The organism is Thermobifida cellulosilytica TB100 (assembly GCF_001517975.1).
GTDB lineage: Bacteria > Actinomycetota > Actinomycetes > Streptosporangiales > Streptosporangiaceae > Thermobifida > Thermobifida cellulosilytica.
The window spans coordinates 196,794-217,915 of sequence record NZ_KQ950180.1 but is presented as its reverse complement, the minus strand read 5'-3'; the positions used below and the strand labels follow the sequence as shown (position 1 = coordinate 217,915).

17 protein-coding genes are annotated in these 21,122 nt (G+C 72.4%); 6 read left to right on the top strand and 11 right to left on the bottom strand.

The genetic code is table 11. The annotated features are described in order from the left end of the window. Positions 1 to 30: 30 nt before the first annotated feature. The 5 genes from AC529_RS00990 to AC529_RS00970 form a co-directional block, all read right to left on the bottom strand. The gene (locus tag AC529_RS00990; protein WP_068753043.1) at positions 31 to 2,016 is read right to left on the bottom strand and encodes a S9 family peptidase; all 1,986 of its coding nucleotides are present in this window, start codon (positions 2,014 to 2,016) and stop codon (positions 31 to 33) included. Positions 2,017 to 2,135: 119 nt separating this feature from the next. Beyond that, positions 2,136 to 3,119, bottom strand: a complete 984-nt coding sequence (locus tag AC529_RS00985; RefSeq protein WP_068753042.1) for an amino acid ABC transporter permease — start codon at positions 3,117 to 3,119, stop codon at positions 2,136 to 2,138. Then, positions 3,116 to 3,790 carry an amino acid ABC transporter permease gene (locus AC529_RS00980; RefSeq protein WP_068753041.1) on the bottom strand — a complete coding sequence of 225 codons (675 nt, stop codon included), beginning with the start codon at positions 3,788 to 3,790 and terminating at the stop codon, positions 3,116 to 3,118. The genes AC529_RS00985 and AC529_RS00980 overlap by 4 nt, the downstream gene beginning before the upstream one ends. A gap of 70 nt (positions 3,791 to 3,860) precedes the next feature. Beyond that, positions 3,861 to 4,718, bottom strand: coding sequence for a glutamate ABC transporter substrate-binding protein (locus AC529_RS00975; protein ID WP_068753040.1), 858 nt, complete (start codon positions 4,716 to 4,718; stop codon positions 3,861 to 3,863). Between the two features lie 47 nt (positions 4,719 to 4,765). Beyond that, entirely contained in the window at positions 4,766 to 5,509 is a 744-nt protein-coding gene (locus AC529_RS00970; RefSeq protein ID WP_068753039.1) for an amino acid ABC transporter ATP-binding protein, read from the bottom strand. A 255-nt stretch (positions 5,510 to 5,764) separates the two neighbouring features. Between AC529_RS00970 and miaB the strand changes: the two genes are divergently transcribed. Beyond that, positions 5,765 to 7,228, top strand: a complete 1,464-nt coding sequence (gene miaB, locus AC529_RS00965; RefSeq protein WP_068753038.1) for a tRNA (N6-isopentenyl adenosine(37)-C2)-methylthiotransferase MiaB — start codon at positions 5,765 to 5,767, stop codon at positions 7,226 to 7,228. A 380-nt stretch (positions 7,229 to 7,608) separates the two neighbouring features. On the opposite strand, the gene AC529_RS00960 is transcribed toward miaB, so the two are convergent. Continuing rightward, a complete protein-coding gene (locus tag AC529_RS00960) occupies positions 7,609 to 8,361 on the bottom strand; it encodes a VOC family protein (protein ID WP_068753037.1) in 753 nt (250 codons plus the stop codon). Between the two features lie 99 nt (positions 8,362 to 8,460). Further along, positions 8,461 to 9,390 (bottom strand): tRNA (adenosine(37)-N6)-dimethylallyltransferase MiaA, encoded by a 930-nt coding sequence (miaA, locus tag AC529_RS00955; RefSeq protein WP_068753036.1) that lies wholly within the window; start codon positions 9,388 to 9,390, stop codon positions 8,461 to 8,463. Between the two features lie 95 nt (positions 9,391 to 9,485). Here miaA and dapF point away from each other — a divergent pair, with 95 nt between their 5' ends. From dapF to AC529_RS20710, 3 genes are all read left to right on the top strand, one after another. Next, the gene (gene dapF, locus AC529_RS00950; RefSeq protein ID WP_068753035.1) at positions 9,486 to 10,310 is read left to right on the top strand and encodes a diaminopimelate epimerase; all 825 of its coding nucleotides are present in this window, start codon (positions 9,486 to 9,488) and stop codon (positions 10,308 to 10,310) included. Next, positions 10,307 to 11,317: an ABC transporter permease gene (locus AC529_RS00945; protein ID WP_083947835.1), complete on the top strand. Its 1,011-nt coding sequence runs from the start codon at positions 10,307 to 10,309 to the stop codon at positions 11,315 to 11,317. Before dapF ends, AC529_RS00945 begins: the two co-directional genes overlap by 4 nt. Before the next feature lie 746 nt (positions 11,318 to 12,063). After that, the gene (locus tag AC529_RS20710; protein WP_332307038.1) at positions 12,064 to 13,185 is read left to right on the top strand and encodes an ABC transporter family substrate-binding protein; all 1,122 of its coding nucleotides are present in this window, start codon (positions 12,064 to 12,066) and stop codon (positions 13,183 to 13,185) included. 62 nt (positions 13,186 to 13,247) lie between these two features. Here the strand turns inward: AC529_RS20710 and aceB are convergent, their stop codons facing one another. Beyond that, entirely contained in the window at positions 13,248 to 14,846 is a 1,599-nt protein-coding gene (gene aceB, locus AC529_RS00935; protein ID WP_068753034.1) for a malate synthase A, read from the bottom strand. Positions 14,847 to 15,151: 305 nt separating this feature from the next. Here aceB and hflX point away from each other — a divergent pair, with 305 nt between their 5' ends. Together hflX and AC529_RS00925 are read left to right on the top strand one after the other, a co-directional pair. Beyond that, a complete protein-coding gene (hflX, locus tag AC529_RS00930; protein WP_068753033.1) occupies positions 15,152 to 16,618 on the top strand; it encodes a GTPase HflX in 1,467 nt (488 codons plus the stop codon). A gap of 293 nt (positions 16,619 to 16,911) precedes the next feature. After that, positions 16,912 to 18,117, top strand: coding sequence for an imidazolonepropionase (locus AC529_RS00925; RefSeq protein WP_068753032.1), 1,206 nt, complete (start codon positions 16,912 to 16,914; stop codon positions 18,115 to 18,117). Between the two features lie 120 nt (positions 18,118 to 18,237). On the opposite strand, the gene holA is transcribed toward AC529_RS00925, so the two are convergent. The 3 genes from holA to AC529_RS00910 all read right to left on the bottom strand — a co-directional run. Beyond that, positions 18,238 to 19,206, bottom strand: coding sequence for a DNA polymerase III subunit delta (gene holA / locus AC529_RS00920; RefSeq protein WP_068754351.1), 969 nt, complete (start codon positions 19,204 to 19,206; stop codon positions 18,238 to 18,240). 57 nt (positions 19,207 to 19,263) lie between these two features. Further along, on the bottom strand, positions 19,264 to 20,121 hold the full coding sequence (locus AC529_RS00915) for an oxygenase MpaB family protein (protein WP_068753031.1): 858 nt from the start codon (positions 20,119 to 20,121) through the stop codon (positions 19,264 to 19,266). 64 nt (positions 20,122 to 20,185) lie between these two features. Then, on the bottom strand, positions 20,186 to 21,122 hold a 937-nt coding region (locus AC529_RS00910; protein WP_198156252.1), incomplete at its 5' end, for an FAD-dependent oxidoreductase.

The window sequence follows — 21,122 nt, the reverse complement described above, 5'->3', positions numbered from 1 at the left end:
GGGTTCCGGCCGCGGGGGCCGGAACCCGGCTCAGGAGTCGCCTTCGGGGGTGACGAGTTCGATCGGGGGGACGCCGGGCGGGGTGAAGCCGAAGAACACCTTGCAGTAGAAGGCGAGTTCCTTCTCCAGGGCGGTGGTGACGGTGTCGGTCCTGCGGAAGCCGTGGCTCTCGCCCTCGAACTCCACGAGCGCGTGGGGGATCTTGCGGTCGCGCAGGACGGCGGCGAGTTCCCGGGCCTGGGAGACGGGGACCACGGGGTCCTCGGTGCCCTGGAGGAGCAGGACGGGGGAGGTGATCTCGGCGGCCCGGTTGATGGGGGAGCGTTCCCGGTAGGTGGAGGTGTAGCCGGGGAGGGCGCCGATGATGGTGTCGAGGTAGCGCGACTCGAAGTCGTGCGTCTCCTGGGCGAGGCGGAGCAGGTCGGTGACGCCGTAGTAGGAGACGCCGCAGGCGAAGACGCCGTGGGTGAGGGCGAGGAGGGTGGTGAGTCCGCCCGCGCTGCCGCCGCGGATGGCGAGTCGGGTGGGGTCGGCGAGGCCCTTGTCGACGAGGGCCTGGGCGGCGGCGATGGCGTCCTCGACGTCCACGACGCCCCACTGGCCGTTGAGGCGTTCCCGGTAGGAGCGGCCGTAGCCGGTGGAGCCGCCGTAGTTGACGTCGATGATGCCGATGCCGCGGCTGGTGAAGTACGCCTTGTGGAGGTCGAAGGCGGCGGTGGCGGCTCCGGTGGGGCCGCCGTGGACCCAGACCACGTAGGGGGCGGGGCCTTCGTCCTCGATGGCGGGGTTGGTGGGCGGGTAGACGTTGGCGTGCACGGTGGTGCCGTAGCGCCCGGACAGGGTGGTGGCCTCGGGGCGGGGCAGGTAGTCGACGGTGGGCGGGGTGTCGAGGGGGCGGCGGAGCACGGTGGTGGCCCCGGTGTCGGGGTTGAGCCGCACCAGGCTGGTCGGCTCGGTGGGGGAGGAGGCCACGCCGACCACGGTCGTCCCGTCGCTGGCGAGGTCCTGCCAGGTGGTGTAGGGGGTGGTCAGCGGGGTGAGGTCGGCGGTGGCGGGGTCGTAGGCGCTGACGGTGAGGTCGGCGTGGCCGCGCAGGGTGACGATCCGGCCGTTGTCGAGGACGCAGTAGGGGGTGGTGCCGAGCTGCCACGGGGGCGGGGTGAACTCGGCCTCGTCGGGGTAGAGCGCCAGGGCCTGGCCCTGGACGCGGGTCTCGTACAGGTTCCACCAGCCGGACCAGTCGGACACGAAGTAGAGGGTGTCGTCGTCGCGCCAGCGGGGGTGGAGGACGGACTCCTTGATGCCGCCGCGCAGGACGCGGGAGGCGGTGACGGGGCCGCTCCCGGGGAGGGCGGCCACGCGCAACTGGGTGCCGGTCCAGGGCATGCGGGGGGAGTCCCAGGAGATCCAGGCGAGCTTGGTGCCGTCCGGCGAGGGGACGGGGGAGGCGAAGAAGTCGGCGCCGGTGACGAGGGTGCGGACGGCGGAGGGGGTGTGGGAGGCGCGTCCGGAGAGGGGGATGGAGACGATGGAGCGGGTGACGGCGGCGCCGTCGTGGCTCTCCTGGACGCAGATGAGGTGCTTGCGGTCGGGGGCGAGGACGGGGTCGGCGTAGCGGAGCGCGCCGGGGGAGGCCGGTTCGGGGGTGAGGGGGCGGGGTTCGCGGGATCCCTTCTCCAGCAGGTAGAGGCGCTGGTCGGAGAAGTTGGCGAAGACGATGCCCCAGCGGGTGAGGGCCTTGTCGTCGCGGCGGGGGACGGGCAGGTAGGAGCGGCCGCCGTACTCGTGGACGCGGGTGCGGGCGTTCCACGGGGCGGGAAGCAGGTCGGTGACGGTGCCGTCGGGCGCGAGGTGCATGACGGTGGTGCGGCCGCCCTCGTCGGGGCGGGTCTCCTCCCACCAGATCTCGCCGGCGGCGACGGACGGGAAGCCCAGGCGGACGGTGCCTTGGGCGCTGTCGGCTGCGGTGACGGGCGAGGGCCAACTGCCGTAGGGCAGGATCACGCGTTCGTTCATGGCGCTTTCCCAGGCGATGAGTGGGATGTGGTGGGAATCAAGGAAGACCTTAGCCGCTGGTGGGAGGGAATGGTGGAGCCCCGCCGACCGTGGTGGAGGGCGGGGCTCGAGGGGGGCGGTCAGGCGGGGCTGCCGGGGGCGCCCGGGTTGCCGGGGGCGGTGAGCGCGGCGGTCGGGGGCGCGGCGCCCCGCTGTGCGCCGCTGCGGGCGTTGCGCCGTTCCAGCCAGATCGCCAGGCGGCTCAGGGAGATGTTGATGGCGATGTAGATGGCGGCGCAGATGATCGCCGCGGGGATGACGTTGCCGTAGCGGGTGCCGATGAGGGAGAAGCTGCGGAGCAGTTCGGGGAAGGCGACGATGTAGCCGAGCGCGGAGTCCTTGAGCAGGATCACGAGCTGGGCGACGATCGCGGGCATCATGGAGCTGACGGCCTGGGGGATGAGGATCAGCCGCATGACCTTGCTCTTGTTCATGCCCAGCGAGTAGGCGGCCTCGGCCTGCCCCTTGGGGACGGCGTTGATGCCGGCGCGGAACACCTCGGCCAGGACCGACCCGTTGTAGAGGGTGAGCCCGGTGACGACCGCGGCGAGCGCGGAGACCTGGAAGGTGCCGGGGGTGAGCGGCGGCAGGCCGAAGGCGGGCAGCAACTGGTTGACCGCGAGGGGCAGCGCCATGGTGAAGAAGATCAGCATGAGCAGCGGGATGCCGCGGAAGAACTCCACGACGGCGCCCGCCGGGATGCGGATCCAGGCGTGGTCGGAGAGCCGGGCGATGCCGAAGACCAGGCCGAACAGCAGGGCCAGGCAGGATGCGGTGAGCGCGGCGGTCAGGGTGTTCTGTAGGCCGGGGAGGACGTAGTCGGTCCAGGTGGCCGGGTCGAGGAAGGGCTGCCACCTGGCCGCGGCCCACTGGCCGTCGGGGTTGATCCGCCAGGCGTCGGCGCTGAGCGGTGAGGGCGCCCCCTCGCCGAGGGTCCGGTTGAAGCCCAGGTAGACGACTGCGAGGACGCAGAGGAAGGCCACGACGGTGAGCGCGGTGTAGACGGCGTGGCGGATGCGGGCCTTGGGGCCGGGGGCGTCGAAGAGGACCTGCTGCGTGCTCATCGGGCCACCGCCATTCGCTTGCTGAGCCAACTGAAGAGGTAGCCGACCGGCAGGGTGAGGACGAGGAAGCCGATCGCGAAGCCGACGAAGGTCGGCAGGACCGGTGCGATGCCCTGGTCGAACATGAGCTTCATCTGGCGGGACGCCTCCTGGACGCCGAGGCCCGCGACGGAGGCGACGGTGGTGTTCTTGATGAGGGCGATGAGGACGCTGCCGAGCGGGCCGATGACGGTGCGCAGCGCCTGGGGGATGATGATCAGGCGCAGGCTCTGGGTGAAGGTGAGGCCGAGGGCGCGGGCGGCCTCGGCCTGGCCGAGAGGGATGGTGTTGATGCCGGAGCGCAGCGACTCGGAGACGAAGCAGGAGGTGTAGGCGGACAGTCCGATGACCGCCCACCAGAACACGTCCCAGGCGACCGTGCCGGAGAGGCTCAGGCCGAGCGCGCTGTTGAGGCCCAGTCCGCAGAAGAGGAGGACGAGGGTGAGCGGCGAGTTGCGGACGGTCTCCACGTAGACGGTGGACACGCCGCGCAGCAGCGCGACGGGGGAGACCCGCATGGCGGTGAGCAGGACGCCCAGCAGGAAGGAGAACAGGGCGCTGAACAGGGTGAGTCGGACGGTCCAGGAGAAGCCGTCGATGACCCTGTCGATGTTGTCGAAGAAGGCTTCCATCGATCCCAGCCGGTAGGGGCCCGGTCGGCGGGGCGGTGCGGCTCCGCCGACCGGGCCGGGCGATCAGGGGTCAGGCGCAGCCCTCGAGCGCGGGCTGTTCCTCTGCGTAGGCGAAGCCGGTCTCGCCGAACGCCTTCTCCAGGAACTCCAGGGCCTTGCCCTCCTCCCACATCTTGGTGATGGCCTGGTTGACCTTCTCGCACATCTCGGTGGAGCCCTTGGGCAGGCCGACGCCGTACTTCTCCTCGCCGAAGGGGTTGTTCACCATGCGGTAGGCGTCGGGGTTCTGTGCGGCGAACCCGGCGAGGATGGTGTTGTCGGTGGTGACGGCGTCGACGGTGCCGTTGGCGAGGAGCTCCATGCACTCGGAGTAGTTGCCGGCCTCGCGCAGTTCGGCGTCGATGCCCAGGCCGCCGTCCTCCTCGCTGTCGACGATGTTGTTGGCGGAGCGGGAGCCGGAGGCGGAGCAGAGGACCTTGCCCGACAGGTCCTCGGGGCCCTGGATGTCGGTGTTGTCGGCGGCGACGATGATGTCCTGCTGGGCGACGTAGTAGGGGCCGGCGAAGTCGACGACGTTCTTGCGCTCGTCGGTGATGGAGTAGGTGGCCACGACCATGTCGACGGTGCCCTGCTGGAGGAACGTCTCGCGGTTGGCGGAGGCGGCCTCGGTCCACTCGATCTGCTCGGGGGAGTAGCCGAGCTCGCCGGCGATGTAGGTGGCGACGTCGACGTCGAAGCCGGACGGGGTGCCGCCTTCGAGGAGGCCGAGGCCGGGCTGGTCGTACTTGACGCCGATGGTGATGGTGTCTGCGCCTCCGCTCTCGTCTCCTCCGCCTCCGCCGCCGACTTCGGCGGTGCCGCAGGAGGCGAGGACGAGGGCGAGGGCGGACGCTCCCGCCAGGGTGGCGCTGGTACGACGGATACGCATGGGGCGAACCTCTTCTTCTCGGGTGGTGCGGAGAACGGTCGGGCGGTTCAGTGGGTGAGGATCTTGGAGAGGAAGTCGCGGGCTCGTTCGGTACGGGGACTGGTGAAGAACTCGTCGGGGGTGTTCTCCTCGACGATCTGGCCGTCGGCCATGAACACGACCCGGTCGGCGGCGCGGCGGGCGAAGCCCATCTCGTGGGTGACCACGATCATGGTCATTCCCTCGGAGGCCAGGTCGGTCATGACGTCGAGGACCTCCTGCACCATTTCGGGGTCGAGCGCGGAGGTGGGCTCGTCGAAGAGGATGACCTTGGGGTTCATCGCGAGGGCGCGGGCGATGGCCACGCGCTGCTGCTGGCCGCCGGAGAGCTGGGCCGGATATTTCTTGGCCTGCTCGGTGATGCGGACCCGCTCCAGGAGTTCCCAGGCACGCAGGGTGGCCTCGGCCTTGGGGACCTTGAGGACTTTGGTGGGTCCGAGGGTGATGTTCTCCAGCACGGTTTTGTGGGAGAACAGGTTGAACGACTGGAACACCATTCCCACGTCGCTGCGGAGCCGGGCCAGGGCGCGGCCCTCGGCGGGCAGCGGCTGGCCGTCCAGCAGGATGCGACCGCTGTCGATGGTCTCCAACCGGTTGATCGTGCGGCACAGGGTGGACTTTCCCGATCCCGAGGGACCGATGACGACGACCACCTCGCCCGCGGCCACGGAGAGGTTGATGTCGCGGAGTACGTGGAGTTCACCGAAGTGCTTGTTGACGTTCTCCAGGACGACGAGAGGAGTAGCGGCCATGGGATCGGAACCTAGTGTGCGCGGGTTGTTTTGTCACCAGGGTTAACCGGTGAACTTAGGCAGAGTGGCGGACTTGTTATCCCCAAAACCGTACAAATGTTACGTTCAACTGCGGAATTTTGAGCTGCCTGTCTGGAGGAGTCGCACGTCACCGGAGGGCCGTGACCGGTTCCGGCCGCGAGGGGGAGAGCGGCGGTCCGCGCGGGTATGAGGAACGATTAGCCTGGATGGGTGAGCCAGAGTCGTACCTACCAAGTGCGGACCTACGGCTGCCAGATGAACGTCCACGACTCCGAGCGGCTTTCCGGACTGCTGGAGGACGCGGGGTACCAGCGGGCAGCCGAGGACGCCACGCCGGACGTCGTCGTCTTCAACACCTGCGCGGTGCGCGAGAACGCGGACAACCGCCTCTACGGCAACCTCGGCCACCTGCGGCCGATCAAGGAAGCCCATCCGGGCATGCAGATCGCGGTGGGCGGGTGCCTGGCCCAGAAGGACCGCGGGGAGATCGTGCGCCGTGCCCCGTGGGTGGACGTGGTCTTCGGGACGCACAACATCGGCTCGCTGCCCGCGCTGCTGGAGCGTGCCCGGGTGCAGCGCGAGGCCCAGGTGGAGATCGTCGAGGCGCTGGAGACCTTCCCCTCGACCCTGCCGACGCGGCGCGAGTCGGTGTACGCGGCCTGGGTGGCGATCTCGGTGGGCTGCAACAACACCTGCACGTTCTGCATCGTCCCGGCGCTGCGCGGCAAGGAGAAGGACCGCCGTCCCGGCGACGTGCTGGCCGAGGTGCGCGCGGTGGTGGCCGAGGGCGCGGTCGAGGTGACCCTGCTGGGGCAGAACGTCAACGCCTACGGGTCGGAGTTCGGCGACCGGCAGGCGTTCTCCAAACTGCTGCGGGCCTGCGGCGAGGTGGAGGGCCTGGAGCGGGTGCGGTTCACCTCCCCCCATCCGCGGGACTTCACCGACGACGTGATCGCGGCGATGGCGGAGACCCCCAACGTGATGCCGCAACTGCACATGCCGTTGCAGTCGGGCTCGGACCGGGTGCTTCGGGCGATGCGCCGCTCCTACCGGTCCGACCGCTTCCTGCGGATCGTGGAGAAGGTGCGGGAGGCCATGCCGGAGGCGGCCATCAGCACCGACATCATCGTGGGCTTCCCGGGGGAGACCGAGGAGGACTTCGCCGAGACGCTGCGGGTGGTGGAGGAGGCGCGGTTCGCGCACGCCTTCACCTTCCAGTACTCCAAGCGCCCGGGCACCCCGGCGGCGTCGATGGCGGACCAGGTGCCCCCGGAGGTGGTGAAGGAGCGGTACCAGCGGCTGCTGGAGGTGCAGGAGCGCATCTCCGAGGAGGAGAACGCCAAGCTGGTGGGCCGCGAGGTGGAGGTGCTGGTCGCCGAGGGCGAGGGCCGCAAGGACGACGTGCACCGCCGCATGTCGGGGCGGGCCCGCGACAACCGGCTGGTGCACTTCTCCGTGGACGAGAGCCTGGGCGTGCGCCCCGGCGACATGGTCACCGTCGAGGTGACCTACGCGGCGCCGCACCACCTGGTGGCCGACTCCGGGGTGCGCTCGGTGCGGCGGACCCGCGCGGGCGACGTCTGGGAGGCCCGCAACGCGGCCCCGGCGAAGCGGTCGTCGGGCGTGCTGCTGGGCATGCCGAAGGTGGGCGCGCCCGCTCCGCTGCCGACGGCGGCGAGCGGCTGCTGCGACCCCTGACCTGTGGTGGCGCGGGGCGGCCCGGTCCGGTGGGACGGGGCCGCCCCTTCGGCGTCCAGGGGCGGGCCGGGAACGCCCGGTCGCCGTGGCGCTCCTGCTCCGGCGGGACCGGCGTGCGGTGTGCGGCGGTGCCGGAGGAAACGGCGGTCCTGCTCCCTGCGGACCGGCGGTATGCGATTTCCGGGGTGCCCGGTGCCGGGGTTCTTCCGGTTTTCCGGGGGCCTGTGCTGCGGTTTTCCGGCGGCGGAGGAAAAGCCCGGTATGAAGTGTCTGAAATGTGATGGCCGGGGTGGCCGGGAATGCCGGAACCGGGAAATCCGGCGCCGGTGGTCGGACCCGATCACCGGCGCATTCCCGGTTCCGGGGCGCGGCCGGGCGGTTCAGTCGACGGGGCGGGCGACGGCGAAGCGCGCTCCCGCGGGGTCGGCGAGCACCGCCCAGCGGCCGTACGGGGAGTCGGCCGGGGCGCGCAGCACCGTGCCGCCCGCCCTCCCGGCGCGCGCGGCCGCCCCATCGACGTCGGCGGCCGTGAAGTAGGGCAGCCAGGCCCCGGTGCCGCGGCGGTCGCGGCCGCCTCCCCCGTGGACGCCGAACAGCGGGTCCCCGTTGCGGGTCAGGCTGGTGAAGTCGACCCCGGGGAGGCGCTCGGCGGTCAGGCCGAAGACGGCGGCGAAGAACTCCGCGGTCGCGGGGTCGGGGCTGGCCACCTCGGCCCAGGCGGGGGCGCCGGGGATCCCGGACGCCTCCGAGCCGGCCAGGCCCGAGCCCTGCCACAGTCCGCAGGCCGTACCGGCGGGGTCCTGGACGATCGCCGTCGAACCGAGACCGGGGAGGTCGCTGCGGCCGACGGCCACCGTGCCGCCCGCGGCGCGCACGGCGGCCAGGGTGGCGTCGAGGTCGTGGGTGGCGAGGTAGACGGTCCAGGCGGGCCGCCCGGGCGGCGGGGCGCCGTCGGCGGGGCTGGACAGCGCGGCGATCCGCCGTCCGCCGATCCGGACGGTGCGGTAGGGGCCGTCGTCGGTGAACTCCCAGCCGAGCACGGCCGCGTAGAAGCGCTGGGCGGCGTCGGGGTCGGTGACGGTCAGGTCGAGCCAGGCGGGCGCGCCGGGCGCGTAGGCGATGGAGTACGTCATGCCTCGAATCGTACGTGTGTTCGATTCGCTGGGCGCGGCGGTCCGCGCGGCGCGGCCGGGGTTTTGCCGGTGTTTTGACGTGTCTGTACCGGGCCGGGGTCAGTCCCCGTCGAGGGCCTTCTCGACCAGGGCGAACGCCCGGTCCAGCAGGTCGGGGGCGTCGTAGGGGAGCCAGTGCACGCGCGGGTCGCGGCGGAACCAGGACTCCTGGCGGCGGGCGAAGCGCCGGGTGGCCCGCACGGTCTCCTCCTTGGCCTCCTCCTCGGTGCACTCCCCGGCGAGGAAGCGCAGCACCTGGGCGTAGCCGAGGGCGCGCGAGGCGGTGAAGCCGCTGCGCAGCCCCGCCTTCTCCAGGGTGCGGACCTCGTCGACCAGGCCCGCCTGCCACATCCGCTCCACCCGCAGCGCGATGCGCTCGTCCAGTTCGGGGCGGGGGGCGGTGAGCCCGATCTGCACACACGGGTAGCGGGAGACGTGCTCGGGCAGGGTGGCGGTGAACGGTCCGCCGGTGATCTCGATGACCTCCAGGGCGCGCACGATGCGCCGCCCGTTGCTGGGCAGGATCGCCTGCGCCGCGGCGGGGTCGAGGCGGGCGAGCCGGGCGTGCAGGGCGAGCGGGCCGTGCTCGGCGAGCTCGGCCTCCAGCCGGGCGCGCACCTGCGGGTCGGTGCCGGGGAAGTCCAGCTCGTCCAGTGCGCCGCGCACGTACAGGCCGGAGCCGCCGACCAGGACGGGCACGCGCCCGGCGGAGCGGAGGCCGTCGATGACGGCGCGGGCCATGCGCTGGTAGTCGGCGACGTTCGCGGTCTGGGTGACCTCCCAGACGTCGAGCAGGTGGTGGGGGACACCGCGCCGCTCCTCGGCGGTGAGCTTGGCGGTGCCGATGTCCATGCCCCGGTACAACTGCATGGAGTCGGCGTTGACGATCTCGGCGGGGCGGCCGTGCGCGCCCAGGCGCAGCGCCAGCTCGACGCTGAGGTCGGACTTGCCCACTGCGGTCGCTCCGACGACCGCGATCACTGTGCTCATGCCTCAAGTGTGGCAGCGCGCCGCGGCCGGGAGGACCGGTTCGCGCTGCTCGGGACCGGGTCCGGGGGGCGGAGCGGGGAATCTAGGATGAACGCATGCGTTTCGCCAAGGGCCACGGCACCGAGAACGACTTCGTGATCCTCCCCGACCCGGACGGGGAGTGGGACCTCGGCGCGGCGGAGGTCGCCGCACTGTGCGACCGCCGCGCCGGCATCGGCGGCGACGGGGTGCTGCGGGTGGTACGGACCAAGGCGCTGGGGGAGCCGTTGGAGGGGGCGGCCGCCTCGGCGCTGCGCTGCGAGTGGTTCATGGACTACCGCAACGCCGACGGCAGCATCGCCGAGATGTGCGGCAACGGGGTGCGCGTGTTCGCGCGCTACCTGCGGGAGTCGGGGCTGGTCGGCGACACCGTGTTCGAGGTCGGGACCCGGGCGGGGGCGCGCCGGGTGACGATGGAGGACGACGGGGAGGTCACCGTCGACATGGGGCCGGTGACCCTGCTCGGCCCGGGCAGCGCGGAGCTGGCCGACGGCCCGGTGCGGGGGGTGCGGGTGTCGGTGGGCAACCCGCACCTGGCCTGCCGGGTGGCGCGCCCGGTGGCCGAGGTCGACCTGGGCCGTCCCCCGGTGCTGCGGGCGGACGAGTTCCCGGAGGGGGCCAACGTGGAGGTGTTCCGCGAGGTCGCGCCGGGCCTGCTGGAGATGCGCGTCTACGAGCGCGGCGCCGCGGAGACCCGGTCGTGCGGCACGGGGATCGTGGCCGCGGCGGCCGCGGCCACCCCGGAGGGCGAGGACGCCGAGTGGACGGTGCGGGTGCCGGGCGGGGTGTGCACCGTGGTCTTGCAGGAGGGTGAGGCCCGGCTGCGCGGGCCCGCGGTGATCGTCGCCGAGGGGGACGTGCGACTGCCCGTGGCCCGGTGAGCGCGGTCGCGGCGGGGCGTCTGGCCGCGGGGCCGCTGCTGGTCCGGGTGCTGGGGCGGCTGGTGCTGCTGTTCGCCGCGGCCAGTTGCGCCTACCTGCTCGCGGCCGCCGCGCTGAACCCCCGGGAGAACTACGAGGCGCGGCGGCCCCCGCCGCCGGCCGAGGCGGTGACCGCCGCGCTGGACGCCGCCAACCTCAACGACGAGACGCCGCTGCTGCGGCGCTACGCGGTCTGGGTCTCGGGGGTGGTGGTCGGCGACTTCGGCCGCACCTGGGACGGGGCGTCGGTCAACGAGGAGCTGTCCCGCCGGATCGGGGTGAGCGTGCGGCTGCTGGCGGCGGGCGCCGTGCTCGGCTGCGTCGGCGGGGTGCTGCTGGGCACGTGGACGGGGGCGCGGCCGCACGGGGCCGCGGACCGGGCCGTGACGGCGGTGTCCCTGCTGCTGATCTCGGTGCCGGTGGTGGTGGTCGCGGTGTCGTTGCAGAACGCGGCGCTGTGGGTGAACCAGACGGCGGGGGCGGACCTGCTGCGGGTCACCGGCGAGGCCACCCCCGGGCTGGAGGGCGGGATCGCGGAGCGGGGGGCGGACCGGCTGCGCCACCTGGTGCTGCCGACGCTGGCCGTGGCGCTGCCGCAGATCGCCCTGTACAGCCGGTACCAGCGGTCGTTGGTCGCCGACCAGTTGGGCGCCGACTACCTGCGCACGGCGCGCGCCAAGGGGATGACCCGGTTCCGGGCGGTGGTGCGGCACGCGCTGCGGGTCACCCTGGCGCCCGCTGTCGTGTATTTCGGTTATTCCCTGGCAGTGCTGTTGACCAGTACGGTCTTCACCGAGCAGGTGTTCGGCTGGCACGGGGTGGGGGAGTACCTGTTCGAGTCGATCGGGGAGGGGGACGTGAACGCCGTCGCGGCGGTCTGCTGTTTCGGCGCGGTGTGCGTGACCGCGGCGGGAGTGGTGTCCGACACCGCCCGGGCGGTGCTGGATCCGCGCTCCCGTGCGGGTTAGCGGAAGTCAAACACTGAACTACACTCCCAATCGGAGTACTATTTTCCCCAATTGTTCCATTGATGCCTTTTGTTAAGGCGATCATGGCGTGTCGGTCCGGTGGGGTTCCGGTGGGTTCGGAACCTGTTGCCGCGGGCGTCCCATGACATTTGGGGGACAAGTGCGAACTGGGAAATGGCGTGCGATTCCGGCGGGGCTGCTCCCGCTGGTCCTGGTCACCGCGCTCGCGGGCTGCCAGACCACGGTGGAGGGCGGCCAGGCGGCCCCGGACCCCGCCACGGCCTCGATCAACGCCGCGGACCGCGCGCAGGTCGCCGACGGCGGCACGGTGACCTGGGGGATCAACGAGTTCCCCACCCAGTGGAACCCCCACCACCAGGCGGGCAACCTCACCACCGCGCACACCGTCCTGGAGGCGCTGCTGCCCGCGCCGTTCCGCACCGACGAGCGGGGCCAGTCCCACCCCGACCCCGACTACGTGACGGGGGTGTCGGTCACCACCGAGCCGGAGCAGGTCGTCACCCTCACCCTCAACCCCGAGGCCACCTGGTCCACCGGGGAGCCCATCACCTGGCGCGACTACGCCTCCATGGCCGAGGCGCTGTCCGGGGAAGACGCCGAGTACCAGGCGCTCGGCGCGGCCGGCTACGACCGGATCGCCGAGGTCCGCAAGGGCGAGGACGAGTACCAGGTCGTCATCGTCTTCGACCGGCCCTTCGCCGAATACCGGGCGCTGTTCTCCCCCCCTGCTGCCCGAGGAGTACACCGCGGACCCGGAGGCGTTCAACACGGGCTACCTGGAGCAGATCCCGGTCACCGCGGGGCCGTTCGAGGTGGCCGAGCTCGACCCCGTCGCCCAGACCGTCACCCTGCGCCGCGACGACGACTGGTGGGGCGCGCCGGCCAAGCTCGACTCGATCGTCTTCCGCGCGCTGGCCCCGGACGCCCTGGACGCGGCCTTCCTGGACGGCAGCATCGACCTGTACGCGCTCTCCCTCGACTCCAGCTCCTACCAGCGGGTCCGCTCCGCGCCCGACGCGGAGATCCGCGCCGCGCTGGCGCCCGACTACCGGCACATCACCCTCAACGGGCAGAGCCCGGCCCTGCAAGACGTGGACGTGCGCCACGCGGTCTTCCTCGGCATCGACCGCGAGGCGCTGGCCGGGGCGGCGTTCAGCGCCCTGGGCTGGCAGCCGGAGGTGCTCAACAACCGCTTCCTCACCCCCGAGCACCCCGGCTACGCCGACAACAGCGGCGAGTGGGGCGGGCACGACCCCGAACGCGCGGCGCAGCTTCTGGAGCGGGCGGGGTGGACCGCCCCGGAGCCGGGCGCGGTGCGCGTCCGCGACGGCGAACCGCTCACCCTGCGCTTCGTGGTCCCGCAGGGGTACGCGCCGGCGCGCGACGAGGCCGAGCTGGTGCAGTCGATGCTCGCCGAGATCGGCGTGGAGGTGAAGATCAAGAGCGTCCCCGGCGACCAGTTGTTCGGCAAGTACGTGCAGCCCGGCAACTACGACCTGGTGGCCTTCGTCAACAGCGGGAGCGGCTTCCCGGTGTCGGAGTCCCTGTACCAGTGGACCGACGCGGTGGAGGGTCCCGACGGGGAGCCGCAGTGGCGCGCCAACGTGGGCCGCATCGGGTCGGAGGAGATCGACGCGGCGCTGCACGAGGCGCTGGAGGCCCTAGACCCCGACACCGCGCTCGACCGGATCAACACGGCCGACAGGCTGCTGTGGGAGGCGGGCCACACCCTGCCCCTGTACCAGCGGCCGCAGCTCTACGCGGTCCGCTCCACCCTGGCCAACGTGGGCGCCCCCGGACTCGGCACGCTCGACTACGCCGACATCGGCTACCTCGTCGAGCGGTAGCGGGCGCCCGCCACGCCCCCGCGGCCGGGGAGCGGTCGCGGGGACGCGGCGGGCGGGGCCTGCTACGGCATCCGCTCGTAGGCGGGCAGGGTGAGGAACTCGGCGTAGTCGTCGGCCAGGGCGACCTCCTTGAACAGCGCGGTGGCGCGGTCCAGCAGGTCGGCGTCGAGGGACGTGGCCGCGCGGATCGCCGCCAGCTCCTCGCCGATCAGGCGCTCCACCAGGTCGGCGGTGACGCGGGTGCCGTCGTCCAGGGTGACGTCGTTGTGCAGCCACTGCCAGATCTGGGAGCGGGAGATCTCCGCGGTGGCCGCGTCCTCCATGAGGTTGTGGATGGCCACCGCGCCGCTGCCGCCCAGCCACGCGGCCAGGTACTGGAGGGCGACGTTGATGTTGTTGCGCAGGCCCGCCTCGGTGATGCCGCCCTCGGCGCTGGAGACGTCCAGCAGGTCGGCCGCGGTGACCTCGACGTCGTCGCGCTGCCGGTCGATCTGGTTGGGCCGGTCGCCGAGGACGCCGTCGAAGACCTCCATGGCGACCGGGACCAGGTCGGGGTGGGCCACCCAGGAGCCGTCGAAGCCGTCCGCGGACTCGCGGGCCTTGTCGTCGCGGACCTTGGCCAGCGCCACCCGGTTGACCTCGGGGTCGCGGCGGTTGGGGATGAACGCGGCCATGCCGCCGATGGCGTGCGCGCCGCGCTTGTGGCAGGTCTTGACCAGCAGCTCGGTGTAGGCGCGCATGAACGGCGCGGTCATCGTGACGGCGTTGCGCTCGGGCAGGAGGAACCGGCGGCCGCGGGTGCGGTGCGTCTTGATGATGCTGAACAGGTAGTCCCAGCGGCCCGCGTTGAGCCCGGCGGAGTGCTCGCGCAGCTCGTAGAGGATCTCCTCCATCTCGAAGGCGGCCGGGATGGTCTCGATCAGCACGGTGGCGCGGATGGTGCCGCGCTCGATGCCCAGCGACTCCTGGGCGCGCACGAAGATGTCGTTCCACAGCCGGGCCTCCAGGTGGCTCTGCATCTTCGGCAGGTAGAAGTAGGGGCCCTTGCCCTTGGCGAGCTGGCGGCGCGCGCAGTGGAAGAAGTAGAGCGCGAAGTCGACGATGCCGCCGGAGGTGCGCTGGCCGTCGACGAGGATGTGCTTCTCGTCCAGGTGCCAGCCGCGCGGGCGGACCACGATGGTGGCCAGCTCGGCGTCGTCCTTGAGGGCGTAGCGCTTGCCCTCCGGGGTGGTGAAGTCGATGGTGCGGTCCAGCGCGTCCCGCAGGTTGAGCTGGCCCTCGATCATGTTCTCCCACAGCGGGGTGTTGGCGTCCTCGAAGTCGGCCAGCCACACCTTCGCCCCGGAGTTGAGGGCGTTGATGGTCATCTTGCGGTCGGTGGGACCGGTGATCTCGACCCGGCGGTCGACGATGCCGGGGGCCGGAGGGGCCACGCGCCAGTTCGGGTCCTCGCGGATGGCCTTGGTCTCGGGGAGGAAGTCCAGGTCGGCCCCTGCGGAGATCTCCTCCTGGCGGCGCCTGCGCGCGGCGAGCAGCTCCTGGCGGCGCGGCTCGAACCTGCGGTGCAGGTCGGCGATGAGCGCGAGGGCGTCCTCGGTGAGGATCTCGTCGTACCTGTCGTTCATCGGGCCGGTGATCTCGACCCCGGCGGGAGCACCCATGGAACCCAACCTTCCGCATTGCGAAACTTGCTTCTGTTATGTGGAATGTGACGCTACTCCGCCCCTGGGGGCCGGTCAACGCAGTCTCCGCGCTGCACAGCCGGAAATTTTCACTGAAACGAAAGGATTCGTGTTTTTCTGGGTCAAGAGCGGTTAAAGAACTCGTCTTCTTCGTCATCTGACGAGCCCGCGGCCCTGCCGCTGCCGGGCCCGGCGGCGAGAAAAAAAGCTGACGCCGAGCGGTACGCGTGGGACGATCGGGGAAGAAACCGCGGTGACTCCGCGTTGACACCCCACGGATGGATATGACACGTACTTCTCTCAACGGCCACGCTCCCCGCACCGGATCCAGCGTCGTGACGGCGGAGTCCCCCCGGACCCGCCCGGACGACCGCGAGATCGACCGCGGACAGCTCGAACTCCAGGACCGCTACGCGCTGCGCCGCGTCCAGGGGCTGTCCACCGAACTCCGCGACGTCACCGAGGTCGAGTACCGGTCCCTGCGGCTGGAGCGGGTCGTCCTCATCGGGGTGTGGACCAGCGGCACCCAGCAGGACGCCGACAACTCGCTGTTCGAGCTCAAGCAGCTCGCCGAGACCGCGGGAGCCCTGGTGCTGGAAGGGCTCACCCAGCGCCGCTCCAAGCCCGACCCCGCCACCTACGTCGGCAGCGGCAAGGCCGCCGAACTCCGCGACATCGTGGAGAGCACCGGGGCCGACACCGTCATCTGCGACGGCGAACTGACCCCCGGCCAGTTGCGCCAGCTCGAGGACGTGGTCAAGGTCAAGGTGATCGACCGCACCGCCCTCATCCTGGACATCTTCGCCCAGCACGCCCGCAGCAGGGAGGGCAAGGCCCAGGTGGAACTGGCGCAGCTCACCTACCTGCTGCCGCGGCTGCGCGGTTGGGGTGAGGCGCTGTCCCGCCAGACCGGCACCTCCGGCGGCGGCAACGGCGGCGTGGGCCTGCGCGGTCCCGGTGAGACCAAGCTGGAGACCGACCGGCGCCGCATCAACACCCGCATGGCCAAGCTCCGCCGCCAACTGGCGCACATGGCCGTGGCCCGCGACGTCAAGCGTGAGCGGCGCCGCACCCGCCAGGTGCCCGCCGTGGCCATCGCCGGATACACCAACGCGGGCAAGTCCAGCCTGCTCAACCGGCTCACCGGGGCGGGCGTGCTGGTGGAGGACGCGCTGTTCGCCACCCTGGAGCCCACCGTGCGCCGGGCGCGCACCCCCGACGGCCGGCTGTTCACCCTCAGCGACACCGTCGGATTCGTGCGGCACCTGCCGCACCAGCTCGTCGAGGCGTTCCGCTCCACCCTGGAGGAGGTCACCGACGCCGACCTCATCCTGCACGTCGTGGACGGCTCCCACCCCGACCCCGAGCAGCAGATCGCCTCGGTGCGCGAGGTCTTCGCCGAGATCGGGGCCAGCGACATCCCGGAGCTGATCGTCGTCAACAAGGTCGACGCGGCCGAGGAGACGCTGCTCAAGCAGTTGCGCACGAAGCACCCCGACGCCGTCGAGGTGTCCGCCCGCACCGGCGAGGGCATCCAGGAGCTGCTCCAGGCCATCGCCGGGGCGCTGCCCGAGCTCGGGTGCGAGGTCTCCGTGCTGCTGCCCTACGAGCGCGGCGACCTGGTCTCCCGGGTCCACCAGGAGGGCCGGATCATCAGCGAGCAGTACACCGACGAGGGCACGGTCCTGTCCGCCTGGGTCCCCCAGGAGCTCGCGGGCCAGCTCGACCGGTACGGTGTCGCCGTGCGGTAGCCCACGGTGATCGGAACGAACGCGAACGAACACGAACGAACCTGGCGGAACCCCTTAAGGGGTTCCGCCGTTTACTGTTCGGGCGTAGAGGTGTACATCCCGGCGTTCTATGAACTACGGTTGCCTTCACCGAAGTGAGATGCTGCTGCCCGGCCCCGTCCCGGCCGCGTTGTGACCCCCTACCTAGGCCAAGGCATCGATATGAAGTCGTGTGAGGACTGTTCGTGCGGCGTGGCCGTCCCCTGCGCACCGGATGACGGCCGTGACGACGCGGACGGGCGAGCGGTGAGACAATGACGGTACGACTGCTGACGAACATCGGACGACTATGGACCGGCGTCGAACTCATCAGCAACGCCGCCATCGTCATGCACGACGGGATCATCGTCTGGGTCGGCCCCGCCGCCGACCTGCCCCAGAGCATTCCCGGAGTCATTGACCACATCGCCGACGCCGAGATCGACAACGCGGGCGGCGCGCTCGTCACCCCCGGTCTCATCGACGCCCACACCCACCCCGTCTACGCCGGGAACCGGTTCGCCGAGATCTCCGCGCGCTCCGACGGCGCCTCGCAGAGCGACATCGTCGCCGCGGGCGGCGGGGTCGCCTCCACCGTCACCGTGACCCGGGGGACCGACCCGTGGACCCTCTGCAACGACGTGCGGGACCGGCTGCGCCACTGGCTGCTGTGGGGCACCACCACGGTCGAGGCCAAGACCGGCTACCACCTGACCCGCGACGGCGAGCTCGCCGACGTGCGCCTGCTGCGCTCCCTGGAGGAGGAGCCCGGCATGCCCCGGCTGCACGTCACCTTCTTCGCCGCGCACGCGGTCCCGCCCGAGTACTTCGGCCGCCACCGCGACTACGTGCAGGCCGTCGGCTCCTGGCTGGGCGACGCCGCCCAGGCCGGTGCCGACGGCGTGGACGTCTACTGCGACAACCGCCAGTTCACCACCGAGGACGCGCGCTGGCTGCTGTCGCTGGGCCGCTCCGTGGGGCTCAAGACCCGGCTGCACGCCTGCTCCAAACCCCGGCACGGCGCCGTGCGCATGGCCGCCGACCTGCAGTGCGACTCGGTGGACCTGCTGCACGAGACCGACGACGAGGACGTGCTGGCGCTGGCGAAGACCGCCACCCCGGTGGTGGTCTGCCCCACCGCCTCGCTGAGCGAGCGCCGCGAACCGCCGGTGCGCACCCTCCTCGACCACCGCGTCCCGGTGGCGCTGGGCACCGACCACAACCCCGCCCAGTCCGGGACGACCATGATGTCGCTGATCGTGTGCATGGCCATCGGCCTGTACCGGATGAGCGTGCTCGAGGCGCTGCGCGCGGCCACCGTCGGCGGGGCGCAGGCGCTGGGCCTCACCGACCGCGGCGTCATCGCCCCCGGCCGGGCCGCCGACGTCGTCCAGTGGGACGCCGACCACGAGGGCGCGTTCGCCTGGGCCTACGGCCTGAAGGCCATGCGCGTGTGGCGCGACGGCGAGCCGATCCGCTGACCCCCGGGCGTCAGGCGGACGCCGACGCACCCCGGGTCGGGAACACCCCGCGCTTCCGGAGCCCCGGTCCACCCCGCCGGGAGTCCCCTCCGCGGCACCGGGCCGCCCCGCGCGGACCGCTCAGCGCCGCCCCCGGGCCGAGACGATCTCGACGACGGCGCGTTCCAGGGCGTAGGCGGGATCGCGTCCCGCCCCCTTGATCAGGGCGTCGGTCTCGGCGACCACGCGCATGGCGTGCGCCACGCCCCGCGGGGTCCAGCCGCGGGCCTGCTGGCGGATGGTCCGCAGCTTCCACGGCGGCACCTTGGCCTGCTTGGCGAGCTCGGCGTCGGAGAGGCCGCGCGGCGGCTGCACGGCCACCGCGATCCCGCGCACCGCGCCCGCCAGCGCACTGTTGATCAGCACCGGAGCCATGCCCACCGCCAGGGACCAGCGCAACTGCTCCAGCGCCTCGGCCAGGCGCCCCTCCACGGCGCGGTCGGCGACCGTGAACCCCGACGCCTCCGCCCGGCCCCGGTGGTAGCGGGCCACGGCAGCGGCGTCCACCCTGCCCTCGGTGTCGGCGATCAACTGGGTGCAGGCCGCCGCGATCTCCCGCAGATCGGTGCCGACCGCGTCCAGCAGCGCCTGGGCGGCGTCCGGGGCGATCTGCCGCCCGGCCCGGGCGAACTCGCCCTTGACGAACGCGAGCCGCTCGGACGCCTTGGTCGGCTTGGCGCAGTCGATCCGGTGCGCCCCGGCCTTCAACGCCGCCTGCAGCAGTGCCTTGCCCTTGGCGCCGCCCGCGTGCACCAGGACCAGCACCACGTCGTCGGCGGGGTCCTTCAGGTAGTCGGTCACCACTCCGGCGGGCTCCTTGGTGAGGTCCTGCACCGAACGCAGCACCACCACCCGGCGCTCCCCGAACAGCGAGGGCGAGGTGACCTCGACCAGCTTCCCCGCACTGACCTGCGAGGGGACCAGGTCGTGCACGTCCACTTCGGGATCGGCGGCGCGCACCGCCGCCACGAGGCCGGCCACGGCCCGGTCGACGAGCAGCTCCTCGTCGCCGACGACGACGGTCAGCGGCGCAACAGGGGTGGAGTCCATGGAGGCCAGCATGCCACGCGGCGGCGACCGGCGGGCGCCTTCCGCCGACCGCGCGGCCTACCGGGAGCGCTGCCGCGCCCGGGCGGCCTCGCCCCGCAGCACCGGCCGCCACCCGCGGGGACGGCGGTACAGCCGGTTGTCGGCCGTCCGGCGGCGGATGTCCCACAGGAAGAAGTCCCGCACCGAGGTGCGCAGCCGCAGCGGAAGCCTCGGGTAGACCGCCCGCACCAGGGCGCACCACCGGTCGAAGCGGCGCTGCCGGCCCGCGTCCCAGGCCAGCCCCAGCTCCTCGCGTAGCCGGGGCGGCAGCAGTCCGGCCGCGACGAACCCCTGGAGGCGCATGGCGGGCCGTAGCAGCGGGGAGACGGGGTGGAACAGTTCGCGGACCACGGTGCGCGAGGCCGGGGTGGCCCGCAGCACCGGCAGCATCCGCGCCCAGTAGCGCTCGAAGTCGGCGCGGGAGGGCGGCCAGTACTCCGCCGGGCAGCCCAGCGCCGTGGCGAACACCGCCGAGTGCGCGTACACCTCGTCCTGCTCCGCCTCGGTGAGGTCGCCCACGGCCAGCCCGTACATCGTCTCCGCGGCCCGGTACAGGGTGGCGGCCACCCACAGTTGCAGTTCCGGGTCGAGCGCGCGGTAGCCGGGGCCGGTGACCCTGGCGTGCATGGCGCGCACGATCGCGCCGATCCGCTCGGCCTCGGCGGGGGTGCCGAACACCACGCCGTAGACGAAGGTGAGGGTGCCGTGCAGCCGGTTGAGCGGCCGGGACGCGAAGTCGCTGTGGTCGTGCACGCCCTGCCCCACCGCGGGGTGGGCGATCTGCAACAGGACTGCGTATCCGGCGGCGCCGAGGACGGCCGCCTCACGGGAGACGCGGCGCAGGGCGGAGTCCTCGGGAGGGAGGCCGATAGACATGCCCTCAGCTTAGGTCCGGAGGGGCCCGGGCCTGGGAGGGCCTTCAGACCCTCCCAGACCCGGCTCACCGCGGCCTGGGGCCGCGCCAGTGCACGACCGGGCCGTCGGGACCGGGGACCACCGCCACGTCGCCGTGCCGGTCGGTGCGGTAGGAGGCCGGGGTCAGGCCCGTCAGCCGCGCCCACGTGGCCGGGGCGGGATGGCCGTAGGGGTTGTCGGCGCCCACCGAGGTGAGCGTCACCCGCGGGCGGGTGGCGTCCAGGAAGGCGGCCTCCTGGGTGGCCGCGCCGTGGTGCGGGGTCTTGAGCACGTCGACCCCGCGGATCGCGGGCTCGGGCAGCAGGGCGCGCTGCGCCGACTCCTCGATGTCACCGGTGAGCAGCACCGACAGCCCGGCGGCGTCCGCGGAGGAGGGCAGGCGGGCCAGCAGCACCACGCTGCCCTCGTTGGGGTCGTCCCCGGCGAAGTCGGGCGGCGGCCACAGCACGGACAGCCGCCACGGCCCCGCGGCGAGCTCGTGGCCGGCGTGCACGGTGCGCGGCCGCACCCCGGTGGCGACGACCAGGACGTCCCCGGCCAGGACCCGGCCGTCCTCCAGTTCCAGGCCGCGTCCGGGGATCCAGCGCAACGCCGCCGTCCGGGAGTGGACGGTCACGCCCAGCCGCGTGTAGTGGCCCGCCAGCACGCGGGCGGCGCCCTGGTCGAGCTGGCGGTGCATCAGCCAGGCGGCGGCCTCCACCAGGTGCACGCGGGCGCCGCGCCGCCCCAGCGCGCGTGCGGTCTCCAGGCCGAGCACGCCGCCGCCCAGGACGACCACGGGCGCCCCGGGGCGGGTCAGGGCGGCCAGGCGGCGGCAGTCGGCCAGGTCGCGCAGGACGGTCACCCCCTCGGCGGGCCGGGAGCGGGAGGTGGTGGCCCCGGGCAGCGGCGGCACCGCCGCGCGCGCCCCGGTGGCCAGCACCAGTTCGTCGTAGTGCAGGGTGTCGCCGTCGTCCAGGGCG

What these genes read in the sequence shown, in the direction of transcription:
- AC529_RS00990 (WP_068753043.1), bottom strand. Translation starts at nt 2,016, where the DNA reads ATGAACGAACGCGTGATCCTGCCCTACGGCAGTTGGCCCTCGCCCGTC.
- AC529_RS00985 (WP_068753042.1), bottom strand. Translation starts at nt 3,119, where the DNA reads ATGAGCACGCAGCAGGTCCTCTTCGACGCCCCCGGCCCCAAGGCCCGC.
- AC529_RS00980 (WP_068753041.1), bottom strand. Translation starts at nt 3,790, where the DNA reads ATGGAAGCCTTCTTCGACAACATCGACAGGGTCATCGACGGCTTCTCC.
- AC529_RS00975 (WP_068753040.1), bottom strand. Translation starts at nt 4,718, where the DNA reads ATGCGTATCCGTCGTACCAGCGCCACCCTGGCGGGAGCGTCCGCCCTC.
- AC529_RS00970 (WP_068753039.1), bottom strand. Translation starts at nt 5,509, where the DNA reads ATGGCCGCTACTCCTCTCGTCGTCCTGGAGAACGTCAACAAGCACTTC.
- AC529_RS00960 (WP_068753037.1), bottom strand. Translation starts at nt 8,361, where the DNA reads ATGACGTACTCCATCGCCTACGCGCCCGGCGCGCCCGCCTGGCTCGAC.
- miaA (WP_068753036.1), bottom strand. Translation starts at nt 9,390, where the DNA reads ATGAGCACAGTGATCGCGGTCGTCGGAGCGACCGCAGTGGGCAAGTCC.
- dapF (WP_068753035.1), top strand. Translation starts at nt 9,486, where the DNA reads ATGCGTTTCGCCAAGGGCCACGGCACCGAGAACGACTTCGTGATCCTC.
- aceB (WP_068753034.1), bottom strand. Translation starts at nt 14,846, where the DNA reads ATGGGTGCTCCCGCCGGGGTCGAGATCACCGGCCCGATGAACGACAGG.
- hflX (WP_068753033.1), top strand. Translation starts at nt 15,152, where the DNA reads ATGACACGTACTTCTCTCAACGGCCACGCTCCCCGCACCGGATCCAGC.
- AC529_RS00925 (WP_068753032.1), top strand. Translation starts at nt 16,912, where the DNA reads ATGACGGTACGACTGCTGACGAACATCGGACGACTATGGACCGGCGTC.
- holA (WP_068754351.1), bottom strand. Translation starts at nt 19,206, where the DNA reads ATGGACTCCACCCCTGTTGCGCCGCTGACCGTCGTCGTCGGCGACGAG.
- AC529_RS00915 (WP_068753031.1), bottom strand. Translation starts at nt 20,121, where the DNA reads ATGTCTATCGGCCTCCCTCCCGAGGACTCCGCCCTGCGCCGCGTCTCC.